Raw genomic sequence first — 15,866 nt, forward strand, 5'->3', positions numbered from 1 at the left:
TCGCCCCCTGATGAGCGCCACCATGATCGCCCGGGATCTCGCCGCAGGGCACGGCGACCGCACCCTGTTCACGGGGCTCGACCTGGTGGTCGCGCCCGGCGACGTGATCGGGCTGGTCGGCGTCAACGGCGCCGGCAAGACGACCCTGCTGCGTACGCTGGCCGGGCTGCTGCAGGTCGAGGGCGGCTCGGTGTCGCTGAGCCCGCCCACGGCAACCGTGGGTTACCTGCCGCAGGAGCGCGAGCGGCGCACCGGCGAGACGGTCCACGACTTCCTGGCCCGGCGCACCGGGGTCGCCCCGGCGCACGCGGCGATGGAGGCGGCGGCCGAGGCGATGGCGGCGGGGGTGGCGGCCGCGTACGACGGGTACGACGACGCGCTGCAGCGCTGGCTGTCGCTGGGCGGCGCGGACTTCGAGGAACGCGCGGAAGCGGTCGCCGCCGAGGTGGGGCTCGGGGTGAGCCTGGAACACCCGATGACCGCGCTGTCCGGCGGCCAGGCGGCCCGCGCCCAGATGGCGTCGCTGCTGCTCAGCCGGTACGACGTGTTCCTGCTCGACGAGCCCACCAACGACCTGGACCTGGACGGCCTGGCCCGGCTGGAGCAGTTCGTCACCGGGCTGCGGGCGGGCGCGGTACTGGTCAGCCACGACCGCGAGTTCCTGGCGCGTACCGCGACCGCGGTGCTGGAACTGGACCTGCACCAGCGCCAGGTCAACCTGTACGGCGGCGGGTACGAGGCGTACCTGCAGGAGCGGGAGCGGGCCCGCCGGCACGCCCGCGAGGAGTTCGAGCAGTACGCCGAGCGCAAGGAGGACCTGCTGGAGCGGGCCCGCACCCAGCGCGCGTGGATGGAGAAGGGCGTGCGCAACGCGCGCCGCAAGGCCACGGACAACGACAAGAACATCAAGCACTTCCGTGGCGAGACCAGCGCGAAGCAGGCGGCCAAGGCCCGCCAGACGGAGAAGCTGATCGAGCGCCTGGAGGTCGTGGAGGAGCCCCGCAAGGAGTGGGAGCTGCGGATGGAGATCGCCGCCGCGCCCCGCGCCGGGGCGGTGGTCGCCACGCTGCGCGAGGCGGTCCTCAGCCGCGGTGACTTCACGCTCGGGCCGGTCACGCTGCAGATCGACTGGGCGGACCGGGTGGCGATCACCGGCGCCAACGGCTCGGGCAAGTCCACGCTGCTGGCCGCGCTGCTGGGCCGGATCCCGCTGGACTCGGGCGCGGCCGCGCTCGGCCCGGGCGTGGTGGTGGGCGAGGTGGACCAGGCCCGCGGGCTGTTCCTCGGCGAGACGTCGCTGCTGGCCGCGTTCTCCGCGGCGGTGCCGGAGCTCAAGGATGCGGACATCCGTACGCTGCTGGCGAAGTTCGGCCTCAAGGCCGCGCACGTGCTGCGCCCGGCGGAGAGCCTGTCGCCGGGCGAGCGGACCCGGGCCGCGCTCGCGCTGCTGCAGGCGCGCGGGGTGAACCTGCTGGTGCTGGACGAGCCCACCAACCATCTGGACCTGGCCGCGATCGAGCAGCTGGAGTCGGCGCTGGCGAGCTACCCTGGCACGTTGCTGCTGGTCACCCACGACCGGCGAATGCTGTCAGCCGTGCACACCACCCGGCAGTTCTCGGTGGCGGACGGCAAGATCACGGAGTGAACGCGACGGCGCTCGACGGCGCGCCCTCGTTGCCGGCCCGGTCCACGGCGGTCAGGCAGTAGCTCGCCGGGGCGCCGGGCGGCGCCGGGTCGGCCACCGGTGTCCCCGCGCGGCCGGTCGCCGCGACGGCCGCGGTGCCGCCGGTCACCCGGTACAGGACCCATCCGGCCGGGGCCGGACCGGTGCCGGGCCCCCAGTCGAAGCCCGGCGAGTCGTGCGCCATCAGGCGCGGCGCAGCGGGACCGGCGGTCACCAGGCGGCTCGCCACCGGCGGGAGAGCGGGCGTCTGGTAGTGCGCGTCGCGGTAGCGGGTGACCGCGCCGAGCCGGTTCGCCCGGACCTGCGTCGCGCTGAAGTGGACGCTGCCGTCGGCGCCGTACCGGGCGGCGAGGGTGAGCTGGCGGTCGAGCTCGGCGGGGTCGCGCCACGGGCCCTTCTCCCCCACCCGGTAGTCGGCCTGCCCGATGTAGAGCCGCACCCCGGTGCCCTCGACCAGCTTTGCCCACCACGGCAGCACCTTGGCGTAGTCGGCGCGGTCGAAGCCGATCGTCCAGTACAGCTGCGGCACCACGTAGTCCAGCCAGCGCTCGCGCACCCACCGGCGGGTGTCGGCGTAGATCTCGTCGTAGCTCTGCAACCCGTGGGTGTCCGACCCGGCCGGGTCGGTGGCGGCGTTGCGCCAGATCCCGAACGGGCTGATCCCGAACTGGACCCACGGCTTGAGCGCCCGGATGCGTTCGCTCATCTCCCGTACCAGGGTGTCCACGTTCTCCCGTCGCCAGTCGGCCCGGCTCTGCCCCGGGCGCGCCCGCCGGGCGTAGCTGCCGCCGTCCGGGAAGTCCTGCCCCCGCTGCGGGTACGGGTAGAAGAAGTCGTCGAAGTGCACCCCGTCGACGTCGTACCGGCCGACCGCCTCCAGCATGGAATCCTCGACGAACCGGCGGGCGTCCGGGTTCCCCGGGTCGAAGTAGAGACGCCCGGCCGGCCCCGTCGGGTACGCGATCGCCCAGTCCGGGTGCCGCCGCAGCGGGTGGTTCGGGGGCAGTTTCGCCAGGTCCGCCCCGGGTCCGGCCGGTGCCGGCTGGCTGCCCCGGTACGGGTTGAACCACGCGTGGAACTGCAGGTTGCGGGCGTGCGCCTCAGCCACCATGAACGCCATCGGATCCCAGCCGGGCCCACGGCCGTCGCGCCGCCCGGTCAGCCACTGCGACCACGGCGCGTACGCCGAGGGCCAGAACGCGTCGCCGCTGGGCCGTACGTGCACGAAGATCGCGTTGTGCCGTTGGGCCACCGCGAGGTCCAGCCAGGCGCGGTACTCGGCCTTGACCCGGTCCTCGCTGAGCCCGGGCCGGCTCGGGAAGTCGATGTTGTTGACCGTGGTGAGCCACATGCCCCGCAGGTCCCGGGGCGCCGCAACGGGCACCCTCGCGCACGAGCCGACCGCCGTGGCAGCCGGGGCCGGCGGGTCCGCGGTGGCCGCGCGCATCAGCCCCGCCCCGACGCCGCCGAGCGCGGCGGCCAGGGCGGCACCGACGGCAATCATCCGGGCGGGCACACGAGGCACGCCACCCAGTGTGCCCGGCGCGCCGCGGTCCTCCGACCGGCTGGTCGTACAGTTCCGCGGGTGGGTGTGGTCGTGGTGGGTGCGGGTGTGGCGGGGCTGGCGTGCGCGCGGGAGCTGACCCGGGCCGGGGTGGCCGTGCGGGTGCTGGAGCGCGGGCCGGCCGTCGGCGGGCGCCTCGCCGGCCTGGAGGTCGCCGGGCGGGCCGCGGACGTCGGGGCCGCGTATCTCACCGCGGACGACCCGGTGTTCGTCGCGCAGGTGCGGCAGTGGCAGGCCGCAGGGCTGGCCCGGCCGTGGACGGACACGCTGCTCGCGTACGACCGGGGCGGGCCGCCGCGGGCCACCACCGGCCCGATGCGGTACGCCGCCCCGGGCGGCCTGCGCGCGCTCGCCGAGGACCTGGCCGCCGGGCTGGACGTGACGCTGGACTGCACGGTCACCGAGCTGCCGCACGCCGACGCGGTCGTGCTGGCGATGCCGGGCCCGCAGGCGTTGCCGCTGCTGCAGGCGCACCCCGACACGGCGGTGGTCGCGGCGGCCCGCGCGCAGCGGTGGTCGCCGGTGCTGGCGGTCGTGCTGACGTACCCGGATCGGTCGTGGCCGGACCTGCACGGTGCGTTCGTGAACGACCACCCGGTGCTGGCCACGGTGTGCGACGACGGTGACCGCCACGGCGACGGTGCCCCCGTGCTGGTGGCGCACACGAATGCCCGCTTCGCCGCGGCGCACCTGGACCGGCCCGCGGACGCCGGGCCCGCGGTGGAACGCGCAGTCCGGGATCTGCTCGGCCTGCCCGGCCCGCCGGCCTCGGTCGCGGTACGCCGGTGGCGCCACGCCCAGCCCACGGCGCAGCCGGACGCGCCCGCGTTCGCGCTGGACGCGGGGATCGCGCTGGCCGGTGATGCGTTCGGGCGGCCCCGGGTGCAGACGGCCTGGCTGTCCGGGCGTGCCGCCGGGATCGCGCTGGCAGCCCGCCTCGGCTGACCTGCGCGACGCCGCACAGGATCAGACCCGGAACCCGGCCACCAGCCGCCGCAGCTCGGTCGACAGGTCGGCGAGCTGGGTCGCCGACTGGTTCGCCTGCGTCGACGCGCCCGTGGTGTCGTGCACCGCGTCGGCGACGTCCGTGATGCTGTCCGCGACCCGGGTTCCCGCCTGGGCCGCTTCGGCGACGTTGCGGGTCATCTCGTTCGTGGTGACGGTCTGTTCCTCCACCGCCGAGGCGATGGTGGTCTGGAACTCGTTGATGCTGCCGATGATCCCGGTGATCTCCTCGATCGCGCTCACCGCGCCGGTCGTGTCGGACTGGATGGCCGCGATCCGCTGGCTGATGTCCTCGGTGGCCCGGGCGGTCTCCTGCGCCAGGTCCTTGACCTCCCCGGCGACCACGGCGAAGCCCTTTCCGGCGTCCCCGGCCCGCGCGGCCTCGATGGTGGCGTTGAGCGCGAGCAGGTTGGTCTGCTCCGCGATGTCGGTGATGACGTTGATGACGTTGCCGATCTCGGCGGACGATTCGCCGAGCCGGGCCATGACGCCGCTGGTGGCGCCGGTGACGTCGACCGCGCGCGCGGCCACGGACGCCGCCTCGGTCGCGCTGTGCGAGATCTCCCGGATGCTGGCGCCCATCTGCTCGGCGCCCGCCGCGACGGTCTGGATGTTCTGCGACATGGCCGCCGCGGCCTCGGCGACCTGGTTGGCCTGCCGGGAGCCGCGTTCCGCGCTGCCGGCGCTGTCCGCGCTGATCCGGGTGAGCTCGTCCGAGGCGCTGGTGAGGGTGCCCGCGTGTGCGCCGATGGAGGCGATGGTGTGGCGCAGATTGATGGTGGCGCGGCGCAGCGCCGCGGCCATGGCGCCGAGTTCGTCGCGTTGGTGGACGTCCGCCTCCCGGGTCAGGTCGCCGTCGGCCACCGCGTCGAGGACCGCCTTGACCTGGCGCAGCGGCGCGGCGATCAGGCGGGCGACCCAGAACGCCAGTGCCAGCGCCGCGATCAGCGCGACGGCCAGCACCACCACGGTACGCACGAAGGTGCGGGTGACGGAGGCATCGAAGTCCTTGCCGGTGACCAGCACGTCGTTGGCCCGCTTCAGCTCGGCCAGAAGCATCGCGGAGATCTTCGCGCGCAGCACCTGATTGGGGCCGAGGGCGAGGGCGCGGGCGCCCACGGGATCCGTGGCGAACAGGTCGAACTCGGCGCGGATGGCGGTGAACCACTGGTTCGTCGCGGCGTTCAGGTTGGCGATCGCCGTCTTCTCCACGTCCTCGTCGGCGTACTTGCCGGCGGTGGCGAGAGCGTTGTTGATCGCCCCCTGCCGGTTGAGGGTGGAGACGCGGAACTTGTCGTCCCCGTTGATCAGGAACGTACGTTCGTCCGTGACCGCGCCCGCGGCCGTCAGCCCGGCCAGGTTGAGGTTCGAGATGTACGGCACCTCGCGGCCGACCTCATCGGACCGGGTGTTCTTCATCTGGTTGATGCCGATCAGGCTGACCACGCCCACGGCGAGCATCCCGACGATGGGGACGGCCACGGCGGTCAGCACCTTGCCGGCGACGCGCAGGTCGGCGAACCACCGCAGCGGAGAACCGGACCGGCGGCTGCCCGAAGCGGCACGAGCCATGGGGACCTCGCATACCTGCCGATGTGGCATCGCCGGATGTGACATCGGCAGTATGCGGCCCGGCGGGGTGCCGACGGGCCCGGAATGCACTATTTGGGCTATCCGGGGACGGCTCACCCGCGCTGCCCCGGGCCCGCGGGGCGGCCGCCCTCAGCGGCTCAGCACGGACCGGTACACCCGCATGGTGTCCTCGGCGATGCTCGCCCACGAGAACGTCTCGACCGCCCGGCGCCGCCCCGCGAGCCCCATCCGGCGGGCCCGGTCCGGGTCCTCGACCAGCGTGGTGAGCGCGGCGGCGAGGTCGGCGACGAAGCGGTCCGGGTCGACCGGTGTGCCGGTGCCGTCGGCCACCTGTTCGATGGGGACCAGCAGGCCGGTCTCGCCGTCCGCGACGACCTCGGGGATGCCGCCGGTAGCGGTGGCCACCACCGCGGTCTCGCACGCCATCGCTTCGAGGTTGACGATGCCCATGGGTTCGTACACCGAGGGGCAGACGAAGACCGTGCCGTGTGTGAGGACCTGCACGACCTCGTGCTTGGGCAGCATCTCCTGCACCCAGATCACCCCGCGCGGGTCGCGGGCGGCGCGCAGCGCGGCGGCCAGCTCCTCCACCTCGGCGGCGATCTCCGGAGTGTCCGGGGCCCCGGCGAGCAGCACGATCTGCGCCTGCGGCGGCAGGTCGCGGCAGGCCCGCATCAGGTACGGCAGGCCCTTCTGCCGGGTGATCCGGCCGACGAAGACCACACCGGGCCGGGCCGGGTCGATGCCGAGCCGCTCGATGACGTCGGTGCCGCGGTCGGGCCGGTACTGCTCGGTGTCGATGCCGTTGTGGACCACCTGGATCTTGTCCCCGTCGACCCCCGGGTACGCGGCGAGCACGTCGCGTTTCATGCCGGCGGAGACCGCGATGATCGCGTCGGCGCCCTCGACGGCGGTGCGCTCGCAGTACGACGACAGGGCGTACCCGCCGCCGAGCTGCTCGGCCTTCCACGGCCGCAGCGGCTCCAGGCTGTGCGTGGTCAGCACGTGCGGGACGCCGTACAGCAGCTTGGCGAGGTGGCCGGCGAAGTTCGCATACCAGGTGTGGCTGTGCACGATGTCCGTACCGGCGCAGCCGGCGGTCATCGCCAGGTCGACGCCCATCGTGCGCAGCGCGGCGTTGGCGTCACGCAACTGCTCCGGCTCCGGGTACGCGGTGACGCCGGGCTCGTCGCGTTTGGCGCCGAAGCAGTGCACCCGGACGTCGGCGAGGGGGCGCAGATCGCGGGCCAGATACTCCACGTGCACGCCGGCGCCGCCGTACACCTCCGGCGGGTACTCCCGGGTCAGCAGATCCACGCGCAAGGCACCCGAGTCGGTCACGAGACGCAGAATAGCTGCTTTGGCTGGTGTTCGGGCACGAGGAAAGTTAGCGTCGCTGCATGGGTGTCAAGGTCCTCGCTATCGTTCTGGCAGGCGGCGAAGGAAAGCGCCTGATGCCGCTTACCGCGGACCGGGCCAAGCCCGGGGTCCCGTTCGGCGGGATCTACCGCATGATCGACTTTGTGCTGTCCAACCTGGCTAACGCGGGCTATCTCAAGATCGTCGTGCTGACCCAGTACAAGTCGCACTCTCTGGACCTGCACATCACCAAGACCTGGCGAATGTCGACGCTGCTGGGCAACTACGTCACGCCGGTGCCCGCGCAGCAGCGCCTCGGTCCGCGCTGGTTCGCCGGCTCCGCGGACGCGATCTACCAGAGCCTCAACCTGATCAACGACGAGAGCCCCGACTACGTGATCGTCTTCGGCGCGGACCACATCTACCGGATGGATCCGAAGCAGATGGTCAAGGACCACATCGCCTCGGGCGCCGCGGTCACCGTCGCCGGGATCCGCCAGCCGAAGTCGCTGTCGGACCAGTTCGGCGTCATCGACGTGGCCGAGGACGGGCGGCGCATCCGCGCGTTCCGGGAGAAGCCCCGCAAGGTGGAAGGGCTGCCGGACGCCCCCGACGAGATCTTCGCGTCGATGGGCAACTACGTCTTCAGCACCCGGGCCCTGTGCGAGGCGGTCACCGCCGACGCCCGCGACCCCGACAGCAAGCACGACATGGGCGGCAACATCATCCCCATGCTGGTGGAGCGCGGCGAGGCCAACGTCTACGACTTCCGCGACAACGACGTGCCCGGCAGCACCGACCGCGACCGCGGCTACTGGCGCGACGTGGGGACGCTGGACTCGTTCTACGAGGCACACATGGACCTGATCGCCACGCTGCCGGTGTTCAACCTCTACAACATGGACTGGCCGATCTTCACGAACTACGGCTCGTGGCCACCCGCCAAGTTCGTGCACTCGCACGACGACCGGCAGGGCCGCGCGGTCCAGTCGATGATCTCCCCGGGCGTCGTCGTCTCCGGCGCGTACGTGGAACGCTCGATCGTCTCCCCGAGCGTGCGGGTCAACTCGTGGGCCCACGTGGAGGGCTCAGTGCTGATGGACGGGGTGTCGGTCGGGCGCCGCGCGGTGATCCGCAACGCGATCATCGACAAGAACGTGATGATCCCCGAGGGCGCGCAGATCGGTGTGGACCTCGACCGCGACCGCAAGCTGTACACCGTGTCCGACGGTGGCGTCGTGGTGGTCGGCAAGAACCAGCACGTGGAGCTGTGACCGGCCGGGCCCGCGCCCGCGCCGGGTCCGGCCGGGCACAGCCGTCAACCGGTCACAGCCGTCTGCCCGGCTCGACGCACAGCTCGGCCGGGCCTGCCGTGGGTCGCAGTCCACGGCGGGCCCGGCCGGTCTGGGCTATGCGGCGGCGGCGCCTTCCTGCGGCCACTCGAACTCGGTGACCGAGCCACCGGAGATGTCGACCTCCGCCAGCGGGGTCACCGGGTCACGCCAGATCGCGTACCGACCGGCGCGCAGGCTGTCGATGACGACGCTGAACCGGACGCCGGTGCTGACGTACCGGGCACGGACCGCCGCATGGGTACGGGTGTCCGGCGCGTCGACCGGGCTGACCTCGATCTCGTGGCCATGCAGGCTGCCCGGGGTGTGGATGACCAGCGCCCCGATGTCCGCCCCGATGTTGAGCACCACGGTCCCCTGCCCCGACGGGGCGAGGGTGTGGTGGTGGTGCGCCCCGGCGCTCACTTGGGGTGGTTGAAGCCGTCGAAGGGAATGGGCAGGTACGGGAAGCGCTTGAGCAGCTTGGCGCTCACGTCCTTGATGCTCAGCCCCTGCTCCACCTGGGCGGCCGCGGCGTCCGGCTTGAACTTCTCGTCGACCAGCGGAACGGTGACGCCCGCGATGGCCCGGATCGAGATGGACACCACGTCGTCGGCGATGCGCCGGCCGTTCGGGAAGCCGGCCAGGTCGCCACCGACGATGCCGAACGCGTTCTCGTCCTTCGCCGGCGGGATGGCGGTGTTGAGCCGCAGCATGTCCGCCTGCACCGCGCCGGTGCTGTTCTGGAACCCGTCGATCAGCCCGTCCGGGATACCGGTGAGCAGGATCGCCACAAGGTCCGCGCGGGGGTGGCCGGTCTCGTTCAGCTTCTGCAGGTTGTTGAACAGGCCCGGGTACAGCACGGGCAGCAGCCCGGCCAGTTCCGGCTTCTCCACGAACTTGGCGAACCGCTTGTCCTCGGTGGGCGGCAGGCTGTTCCACAGGTCCTTCTGCGCCATCGGCACGATGACCTCGTTGAACAGCGGGTTGCCCAGACGCGACACCTGCACCTGCGGGCCGACCTCGACATCCTCGCCGGCCCTGCGGCCGTCGCGGATCTGCACCTGGCGGCGGCTGGCGGAGGTCCACACGCCGATGACCGCGCCCGGGTCACGTCCGCGCACCTTCTTGTTGCCGTCGCGGCGCACCATGTGCATCGGTACCTGAACGGCGATGCTGTGCACGTTCAGCTCGTCGGTGGCGTTGACCGCCTTGCCCGCGTAGTTGAACAGCTTCTTGCCGACCAGGTGCTTGTCCTGGAACGGCCGCAGCGTACCCAGGTCGAAGATGGCGCCGAGGTCGACGAAGAACGCGTCTGCGCGCTGCCCGGCGAACACCTTCTCACCGCTCTTGAGGTGGTGCACCGCGTCGTCGGCGAGCTTGCCGTAGTCCGGGATGGACAGTGGGCCGACGTTGCACGGCGGGCACTGCAGCTTGCGGGCGAGCACCTCGTGCTTGCCGTGCGCGTCCACCTTGGTGACCGAGTAGAACTGCCGCCGGTTCCAGTTCGCACTGTCCAGCGACTCGATCGGGCCGGTGTTGTAGAGGAACGTGTTGTTGTTGCGCAGCTCGGTGTGGAACCGGAACTGGTAGGTCAGATCGGGCCGGCCGTCGCCGTTGGAGTCGACGTGGATTTCGTACAGCACGTCGTCGCCGAACTCGAAGAAGTTCGGGCCGCTGGCCGGGAGCTGCAGCGGCACGTAGTTCGCGATGATGGTGACGGTGTCCGGGTGGTCCGGGCTCACGAACGCGTACAGGTCGGAGCTGTCCGCTACCGGGTCCTTGCTGATCTCCGGCGCTTCACGGTGCGAAGACATGCGTCGTCCTTCGGGGAATGGGGGTTGAGGGGCGAGGGGGCGGCGATCAGCCGCGCTTGGCGGCCTTGAGCAGCTGCGCGCAGAGCTTCTGGTCGGTGATGGTGACCCTGGAGCCGCCGGAGAAGAGGTCGAACGTGCCCTTCTGGGCGTCACGCAACGAGAGCACCAGCGGCTCGCCGTCGTTCTTCGCGGAGGAATTCGTCCCGGCCAGGCTCAGCCCGGCGACACTCGCGCCGGCGGCGCCGACCCCGACCGTGGCGGCGATGGTAAGGACCTTGCGACGCGACAGGCGGGAAACCGCCCGGCTGCCGTACTGGACACGACTCATGCTCGGCCTTTCGGAAAGCTCTCGGGCGGCGGTGCCACCCGAGAGCGAGGGTCTGTGATGCCCGGACAAACGTCGTCGACGCCCATCAGTACGGCGCAAGACCCGGAAGTGGTTCAACGCTTTTCGCGCGACCTGCGCTGGGCCCGGATTCGCCGAAAGCCGGCGATGGCGGTGATGCCGACCAGCGCGATCAGTGCGGCCGCGACGAGCCGACGGCCGAGTGTGCTGTTGTCCTCGTCGCTCACCGGGCTCAATGACACCCCGCGCTGCCCGTCGGCCTCGGCCGCCGCGCCGTGGTCGGCGGGACCGGTGGCCACCCCCGGCTGCGGTGACCGCGAGACCGGCGGGTGCGTTGTGGCGGGGTGCGACGCGGGAGCCGAGGCGCCCGACGAGCGGGGCGCCGCGGCGGCCGCCGTCGGCCCCCCGGTCAGGACAAGGTCCGAGCAGGAGTAGTAGGTGTCCGGCGTGCTGGTGGTCTGCCAGATCGTGAACAACACGTGCCGCCCGGTCCGGTCGTCCGGCAGCCGCCCGCTCATCCGGTACGCCCCGTCACGCACCGGCGGGTTGTCCGCGGTCAGGATCGGCTTGGCACCGAGATCCGACCAGCGCAGCGGCTTGCTCGGGTCGTACCCGGGCTTGGTGAGGTAGACCCGGAACGACCCCTGGTGCGGAATCGTGGTGCGGTACTTGATGGTCAGGTCGCCGCCCGCGCTCAGCTTGGTGGCGGGCCAGTCCGCGCGTGCCAGGTCGAGGCCCTTGAACTCGGGCAGTCCCCCGCTGCACAACTGGCCGTCCGGGACGAACTGGCGGTCTTTGCCATTGACCCCGGGCACCCGCAGGTTGTCGAACGTGCCGAACGGCCGGCCGTTGGCCGCCAAGGCCGCCCGGCAGGCCGCTGCCCCGGTGTCCGTGCCGCCGGACGCGCACGCGGCGGTACGGCTCAGCGGCAGGGTAGGGGCGCCGTGCGCCAACGCGGGTGCGGCAGGCAGCAGTCCCGCGGCGGCGGTGAGAGCGCCCGCGGCGGCGACCGCAGCGAGGCGGCGCGCCTGCGGACCGGCCGGGCGAGGCTGCGCGGCGATGCGGTGCGTCATGGGGATTCTCCTCGGGCGCGGCGGCTCGGAGGCCGCATCGGCCCCCGCGGGCTCGGAGGCCGCACGGGGCCTCACGGCGAAGACTACGAAGATCGGCCGTCAGTCGTTCACTACCGTGAGTCGATGTCCGTCCGGGCGGCGCCGATGTGATTGCATGTGACCCGGTAACGCGACACAAGGAGAAACACATGGACAAGCCCGACGTCGGTCCCATCGAGGGCGAGCCGCCCGCCGCGCTGCAGGTCGAGGACCTGACGGTGGGCGAAGGCCCGGAGGCCACGCCCGGTCAGGTCGTCAGCGTGCACTACGTGGGCGTGTCCTTCTCGTCGGGCAAGGAGTTCGACGCGTCGTACAACCGCGGGGAGCCGTTCGAGTTCGGCCTGGGCGGCGGGCAGGTCATCGCCGGCTGGGACCAGGGCGTGGCCGGCATGCGCGTCGGGGGTCGCCGCAAGCTGACGATCCCCCCGCACCTGGGGTACGGCTCCCGTGGCGCCGGTGGCGTGATCAAGCCGAACGAGACGCTCATCTTCGTGGTGGATCTGCTCGGCGTGCGCTGAATCCGGGGCGGCAGACCGGACGGGCCGGGGCGGGCGGTGCCTGCCCCGGCCCGACTGCGTTCACGGCCTCCTCGGCGGGCTGCGGGTGATGCGCGGCCGCGCCCAGGTCGGCTGGTTCCCCGATCGGGGTCACTGGCGCGTCCGCAGGGCGTTGCATCCGGTCTCGTCCGGCAGCAGCGGCCGGAACGTGACCCGCCACTGCTGTTCGCCGGAGACCCACGGGGTGTTCGTGTTGGCCTTCTGCGCGGCGGTGAGCACGGTCTGCGCCTCTGCCCCGGTCACGGTGATGCAGCCCTGCTTCACGCCTTCGTTCAGGTAGTCGCCGGGCAACGCGGGGCCGGGCCACGCCTGCGGGCCGGGCTGCTGGGGCAGGTCGTTGCCGGGTTTGACGAACGGGCTGGCCAGCACCGCGATGCTGGACGCCGCGTAGTGCTGCGCCTGGGGCATGCCCGTGGCCGTCGGCAACTGGGTCAGCTCCTTGACGAACGCCGCCAGCTTGCTGCGGGCGGCGTTCTGCTCCGGGGTCAGCGCCGGGTCCTGTGACTGGGCCTCGCCGAGCGCGTACGCGTCGACCGCGTACTTCGCGTCGCCGGTCGCCATCGTGATCCGGGTGGTGGTGGCGTCGGCCACCCCGGGACGGCCGAGCTCGCCGCCGGTGCGCACCCCGGCGTCCAGTGCCTTGCGGGTCAGTTCGGTGACTCGCTCCGGCGTGGTCTGCAGCACCACCAGGTTGGGCAGTGCCGGGCCCGGGTAGACGGCGATCTGCGGGCCCTGGGTGATGATCCGGCCGTCGGCGTACACACTGACGTCCGGGATCCGGCCGGCCCGGAGGTTGGTGCCGACGAAGCCCCCGTAGTGCTCGACGCGCAGCACGAGCGCGTCGCCGGGCTTGGCCGGGGGGTTGCTCGACGCGGCGGGCGCGGCGGCGTCGCCGACCGCCCCGCTCGCGGTGGTGCGGGCGCAGGCGCTGAGCAGGAGAAGGGTCACAGCGGCGGCCGTCCATGTGCCGCGGAGTCTGGTCATGCCGGGTACGACGCCGCCAGCCACCCGCCGGTTCCCTCGCATCGACAACTTCACGACACCCGTGCCGAGCGGCCCTGGACGCGGACCACGTCCCCGCGGTGGAGCTGACGGCCGCGGCGCGTGTCGACCTCGCCGTTGACCGTGACGTCGCCGGAGGCGATGAGTATCTTCCCCTCGCCACCGGTGTCGACGAGGTCCGCGAGCTTGAGGAACTGGCCCAGCCTGATCATGTCCCCGTCGATCTCCACGTCGTGCATGGCGTTCATCTTGCCGCAGCGGGCAAAAACTTCCGTCGGCCGGTTGAACCATTCCGGCGCCGGATGCGAACTACCGGGTGTGAGCCGACTCCTCGACACTCGCCGGGCCGGCGTCCTCGCGGCCGCCGCCGCGGCGGGCGTGCTGTGCGCGGCCGCTCCCGCGTCCGCCGATGTGACGGTGAGTCCGGGCAGCGTCCCGCAGGGCAGTGGCCAGAACCTGACGTTCCACGTCACCAACCCGGGCAGCGCCCCGATCACGACGGTGCGGCTGGTGCTTCCGGCGGACTCCCCGATCGCCGAGGTGTATCCGCTGTCGGTGGACGACTGGGCACCGCGGATCGACCCGCGGCACCTGGACACGCCGTTGGAGACGATCCACGGCGGCACCCCGGTGGACGAGACCGCGGCGGCGATCACCTGGATCGCGGCCGGCGGCAAGTCGATCGCGCCGGGCAAGTCCGCCGACCTGCCCGTAGCGCTGGGCCCGCTGCCGACGCTGAGTTCGATGCGGTTCACGGTGCAGGCCACGTACGCGGACGGCAGTCAGGTCCCGGCCATGTCGGCCGCGCTGACCCTGACCCCGGCGGCGCCCGGGCAGGCGCCCGCGGCGCATGCCGGACACGGCGGCACCACCCAGGACGGCACCGGGCAGGACTCCCCCGGCGGTTCGTCGGCTGCCGAGGACGCGGAGTTCGCCAAGATCGTGAGCGAGGCCGATCAGGGGCCGGGCTTCTGGTCGGTCGCGGGCTGGGTCGTGGCCGTGCTGGCCGCGGCGGGCGCGGTGCTGGCGCTACGGCGCTCCCGGCGACGCTCCGCGGGCGAGGACGCCGTGGACGAGCGACCGGCCGGCGACACGGCCGCCCCGAAGGCGAAGACCCCGAAGGCGAAGACCTCGAAGGCTGACGGCCCGATGGCGGACGCGCCGGAGAAGGACGGCCCGGCGGACGACGCGAGCGGCGCGGAGGCCGGCGACGCCCCGGACGGGACGGAAGCGGACGGGAAGAAGCCCGCGGACGAGCCGGTCGGTGCGGGCGCGAGCCGCGCCCGGGTGACCGGGTGGAGCTACCGGGACGGTCCGTGACAGAAACTCCCCGCGCAGGTGGGCGCGGGTGGTCGTGATGATGCGCGTGGGGCGCGGAACACGACGAGCGGGTGGGGCCTCAGGGCACGGCCCACGACTCGCGGCGCGCGGGGCGGGAAGGACGACCTTCCCGCCCCGCCGGGCTTTTCCGACGCTGACGGCCCCGCCGGGCTTTTCAGACGCTGACCGTACGCGGGGTGCGCAGCGCCTGGATGATCTCGCGCTGGACCCGCGCGGCATCCGCGTGCGGGACCTGGCAGGTGCCCGCGGCCTGGTGACCGCCGCCGCCGTACTTGAGCATGACCGCGCCGATGTCGACCGGTGAGGTGCGGTCGAGGATCGACTTACCGCAGGCGAACACCGTGTTCTGCTGCTTGAAGCCCCAGATGATGTGCACCGACACCCGGGCTTCCGGGAACAGTGCGTACACCATGAAGCGGTTGCCCGCGTAGATGGTCTCCTCGTTGCGCAGGTCCACGATGACGACGTCGCCGTCCATCTTGCAGACGCTCTTGAGCTGCTCGACGAACATCGCGGAGGAGTCGCGGTACATGTCGACGCGTTCCGCCACGTCCGGCATCTTGAGGATCTCGGAGATGTCCATCTGGATGCAGGCGTCGATGAGCGTGGCCATCAGGTCGAAGTTGGCGACCCGGAACTCCCGGAAGCGGCCCAGGCCGGTACGGCTGTCCATGATGAAGTTGAGCAGCGTCCAGCCGTCGGGGTTGAGGATGTCCTCGATCGAGTACTGGGCCGAGTCGGCCTGGTCGACCGCGCGCATCAGGTCCTGGGGTACCTCCGGGAAGCGTTCGGCGCCCCCGTAGTACTCGAAGACGACCCGGGCGGCGGACGGCGCATCCGGGTTGATGATGTGGTTCGACCGCTCGCCGGGATTGCGCAGCGTCTCGGAGTGGTGGTGGTCGAAGACCAGGTGCGCGCCCGGGGCGTACGGAAGGTTGGTCAGGATGTCGCGGTCGGTGATCTCGACCGTGCCGTCCTGGACGTCCTTGGGGTGCACGAACTTGATGTCGTCGATGTCGATGACGTCCATGAACTTGAGCAGCACGGCGCAGACCAGGCCGTCGAAGTCACTGCGGGTCACGAGCCGGTACTTCACGCGAGTTCCCTCCCTGTCGCCATGCCGGTCCACCCCAGTTTGCCACTTTCGCGGGATTT

The 15,866-nt window shown here is 72.0% G+C and carries 15 protein-coding genes; 5 read left to right on the plus strand and 10 right to left on the minus strand.

What is annotated here, in order from left to right; translation table 11 throughout:
* Nucleotides 1–10 precede the first annotated feature (10 nt).
* Entirely contained in the window at nt 11–1,645 is a 1,635-nt protein-coding gene (locus tag ACMCNK_RS07135) for an ABC-F family ATP-binding cassette domain-containing protein (protein ID WP_412735589.1), read from the plus strand.
* Here ACMCNK_RS07135 and ACMCNK_RS07140 read toward each other — a convergent pair.
* Nucleotides 1,635–3,188 carry a glycoside hydrolase family 10 protein gene (locus tag ACMCNK_RS07140; RefSeq protein WP_412740773.1) on the minus strand — a complete coding sequence of 518 codons (1,554 nt, stop codon included), beginning with the start codon at nt 3,186–3,188 and terminating at the stop codon, nt 1,635–1,637. The two genes, ACMCNK_RS07135 and ACMCNK_RS07140, sit on opposite strands and share 11 nt — an antisense overlap.
* A gap of 87 nt (nt 3,189–3,275) precedes the next feature.
* Here ACMCNK_RS07140 and ACMCNK_RS07145 point away from each other — a divergent pair, with 87 nt between their 5' ends.
* Nucleotides 3,276–4,193, plus strand: coding sequence for an NAD(P)/FAD-dependent oxidoreductase (locus ACMCNK_RS07145; protein WP_412740774.1), 918 nt, complete (start codon nt 3,276–3,278; stop codon nt 4,191–4,193).
* Between the two features lie 21 nt (nt 4,194–4,214).
* On the opposite strand, the gene ACMCNK_RS07150 is transcribed toward ACMCNK_RS07145, so the two are convergent.
* Both ACMCNK_RS07150 and glgA read right to left on the minus strand, forming a co-directional pair.
* Complete coding sequence (locus ACMCNK_RS07150) at nt 4,215–5,825, minus strand: methyl-accepting chemotaxis protein (protein ID WP_412735590.1); 1,611 nt, start codon at nt 5,823–5,825, stop codon at nt 4,215–4,217.
* A 150-nt stretch (nt 5,826–5,975) separates the two neighbouring features.
* Nucleotides 5,976–7,187, minus strand: a complete 1,212-nt coding sequence (gene glgA, locus ACMCNK_RS07155) for a glycogen synthase (RefSeq protein WP_412735591.1) — start codon at nt 7,185–7,187, stop codon at nt 5,976–5,978.
* A gap of 59 nt (nt 7,188–7,246) precedes the next feature.
* Between glgA and glgC the strand changes: the two genes are divergently transcribed.
* Nucleotides 7,247–8,479, plus strand: a complete 1,233-nt coding sequence (gene glgC, locus ACMCNK_RS07160) for a glucose-1-phosphate adenylyltransferase (protein WP_412735592.1) — start codon at nt 7,247–7,249, stop codon at nt 8,477–8,479.
* A 135-nt stretch (nt 8,480–8,614) separates the two neighbouring features.
* Here the strand turns inward: glgC and ACMCNK_RS07165 are convergent, their stop codons facing one another.
* The 4 genes from ACMCNK_RS07165 to ACMCNK_RS07180 all read right to left on the minus strand — a co-directional run bounded on the left by ACMCNK_RS07165 (nt 8,615) and on the right by ACMCNK_RS07180 (nt 11,772).
* Nucleotides 8,615–8,962, minus strand: a complete 348-nt coding sequence (locus tag ACMCNK_RS07165; RefSeq protein ID WP_412735593.1) for a phospholipase — start codon at nt 8,960–8,962, stop codon at nt 8,615–8,617.
* A complete protein-coding gene (locus tag ACMCNK_RS07170; RefSeq protein ID WP_412735594.1) occupies nt 8,959–10,353 on the minus strand; it encodes a DUF4331 domain-containing protein in 1,395 nt (464 codons plus the stop codon). Before ACMCNK_RS07170 ends, ACMCNK_RS07165 begins: the two co-directional genes overlap by 4 nt.
* A 46-nt stretch (nt 10,354–10,399) precedes the next feature.
* On the minus strand, nt 10,400–10,681 hold the full coding sequence (locus ACMCNK_RS07175; RefSeq protein ID WP_412735595.1) for a hypothetical protein: 282 nt from the start codon (nt 10,679–10,681) through the stop codon (nt 10,400–10,402).
* Between the two features lie 113 nt (nt 10,682–10,794).
* The gene (locus ACMCNK_RS07180; protein ID WP_412735596.1) at nt 10,795–11,772 is read right to left on the minus strand and encodes a lytic polysaccharide monooxygenase; all 978 of its coding nucleotides are present in this window, start codon (nt 11,770–11,772) and stop codon (nt 10,795–10,797) included.
* 188 nt (nt 11,773–11,960) lie between these two features.
* Here ACMCNK_RS07180 and ACMCNK_RS07185 point away from each other — a divergent pair, with 188 nt between their 5' ends.
* Nucleotides 11,961–12,329, plus strand: a complete 369-nt coding sequence (locus ACMCNK_RS07185) for an FKBP-type peptidyl-prolyl cis-trans isomerase (RefSeq protein ID WP_412735597.1) — start codon at nt 11,961–11,963, stop codon at nt 12,327–12,329.
* Nucleotides 12,330–12,458: 129 nt separating this feature from the next.
* Here the strand turns inward: ACMCNK_RS07185 and ACMCNK_RS07190 are convergent, their stop codons facing one another.
* Nucleotides 12,459–13,352: a hypothetical protein gene (locus tag ACMCNK_RS07190; protein WP_412735598.1), complete on the minus strand. Its 894-nt coding sequence runs from the start codon at nt 13,350–13,352 to the stop codon at nt 12,459–12,461.
* Between the two features lie 50 nt (nt 13,353–13,402).
* The gene (locus ACMCNK_RS07195; RefSeq protein ID WP_412735599.1) at nt 13,403–13,609 is read right to left on the minus strand and encodes an RNA-binding S4 domain-containing protein; all 207 of its coding nucleotides are present in this window, start codon (nt 13,607–13,609) and stop codon (nt 13,403–13,405) included.
* A 79-nt stretch (nt 13,610–13,688) separates the two neighbouring features.
* On the opposite strand from ACMCNK_RS07195, the gene ACMCNK_RS07200 reads away from it, so the two are divergent.
* A complete protein-coding gene (locus ACMCNK_RS07200; protein WP_412735600.1) occupies nt 13,689–14,690 on the plus strand; it encodes a DUF1775 domain-containing protein in 1,002 nt (333 codons plus the stop codon).
* Between the two features lie 175 nt (nt 14,691–14,865).
* On the opposite strand, the gene ACMCNK_RS07205 is transcribed toward ACMCNK_RS07200, so the two are convergent.
* Nucleotides 14,866–15,807, minus strand: a complete 942-nt coding sequence (locus ACMCNK_RS07205; protein ID WP_412735601.1) for an exopolyphosphatase — start codon at nt 15,805–15,807, stop codon at nt 14,866–14,868.
* Nucleotides 15,808–15,866 lie beyond the last annotated feature (59 nt).

The sequence above is a fragment of the Krasilnikovia sp. MM14-A1259 genome, from assembly GCF_047159535.1.
Taxonomy (GTDB): Bacteria; Actinomycetota; Actinomycetes; order Mycobacteriales; family Micromonosporaceae; genus Actinoplanes.